This window comes from Vibrio sp. 10N.222.46.A1 (genome assembly GCF_041473595.1).
Classification (GTDB): Bacteria; Pseudomonadota; Gammaproteobacteria; order Enterobacterales; family Vibrionaceae; genus Vibrio; species Vibrio tasmaniensis_A.
The window spans coordinates 1-1,521 of the sequence record NZ_JBFRSN010000431.1 but is presented as its reverse complement, the minus strand read 5'-3'; the positions used below and the strand labels follow the sequence as shown (position 1 = coordinate 1,521).

At 49.1% G+C, this 1,521-nt stretch carries 1 protein-coding gene; it reads right to left on the bottom strand.

All coding sequences use genetic code 11. From position 1 onward, the window contains the following. Positions 1–101 precede the first annotated feature (101 nt). The coding region (locus AB4496_RS13350; protein WP_372131128.1) for a fructose-specific PTS transporter subunit EIIC at positions 102–1,521 on the bottom strand (1,420 nt) is incomplete at its 5' end.

Sequence of the window (1,521 nt, the reverse complement as noted above, 5' to 3'; positions counted from 1 at the left end):
AGCAATAAATAAAAAGACGCCCAAGTATTAGTAGTATTACTACTAATACTTGGGCGTCTTTTTATTTATTGCTTTTCGGCCAATCTTAAAGCCGATGGCTTTTATACTTTCCTCATAATCAACGCCTGCGCATTAAGCATCGCTTCCTTAGTACTGACATCTAAGGTTTTCACGTTCGCAAAGCGTTCGATCTCTTTAATTGCCACATCATGAGCAAAAATCACCAACCTCGCCCGCTCAATGTCTTTCTGTGTAATGCGATTGCCGATTCCGTTGGCCCCCTGCGTTTCGACTTTAATCCGAACCCCAAGATGATGAGCCGCCTTTTCCAAAGACTTAGCCGCAAGAAACGTATGAGCAACACCAGATGGACAAGAAGTGATCGCCAATACATCCGCTTGCCCTTCTTCCGTTATCGAGCCACCCGTAAACTGATTAGAACTTACTTCACCTTCGACCACGTTCTTTTTCAGTAGTATCACGATCAGAGCCGTCGTCAGTGCTCCTGCTAGTGTGCCGACGATATAGCCAATTTTGCCGTCAACCACCGGCAACACTATCCAGCCGCCCCATGGTGCATGGTTGATGACATGGAACATAAAGCCAACCACATTACCGACAATGCCACCAGCAACAACAGCAGGCAGAACTCGCGCAGGATCGGCGGCAGCAAAAGGAATCGCACCTTCACTGATGCCGATCATGCCCATAATACCCGCTGCTTTTCCGGCTTCGCGTTCGTCTCGTTTGAATTTCTTAGGTGATATGAAAGTGGCAAGCGCCATGCCTAATGGTGGCGTACAAATGGCAATACCGACGCCCCCCATTAGCCAAGGTTGAGTGTTCACCTGCGTTTGAGCAAACAGCGTCGCCACTTTGTTGATTGGGCCGCCCATATCAAAGGCCGTCATCGCCCCTAAAATACTGCCCAACACCACTTTTCCTGAGCCCGCCATGCCAGTCAGCATTTGGTTCATCTCAAGCATCACATACGCGATAGGAGAGCCAATCACCCACATCACCGCCCCACAGGTTACAAAGGTGCCGACTAATGGATAGATGAAAATCGAACTCAGCGAGATCATACTGTCTGGCAGTTTGATCTTCTTGAGCAAATTAACCACGAAACCTGCGAAGAAGCCGACCACAATTGCGCCAAGGAAGCCGGTACTGTACTGATTGACCGCGAGCCAAGAACCAATCATTCCGGGTGCTAAGCCCGGTTTGTCGGCCATTGAATATGCAATGTAACCACCGAGCACCGCGGTAAACAGGGTTAGCCCCGCGATACCCATTTGTGCTATGTCAGCAAGAACACCGCTCTCAGGCACAGCGCCATGGCCAGACATCATTACCGACAAAGACAAAAGCACACCGCCTGCGACCACAAATGGGATCATGTGTGAGGTACCGTATAACAAGTGTTCTTTGAGGCGATTAAGAGATTGTGCCCAAGGGCTGAGTGGCTCGACATACACTTCATGATGGCTTGAGGCATAACTATCAAACGATTCAGAATTG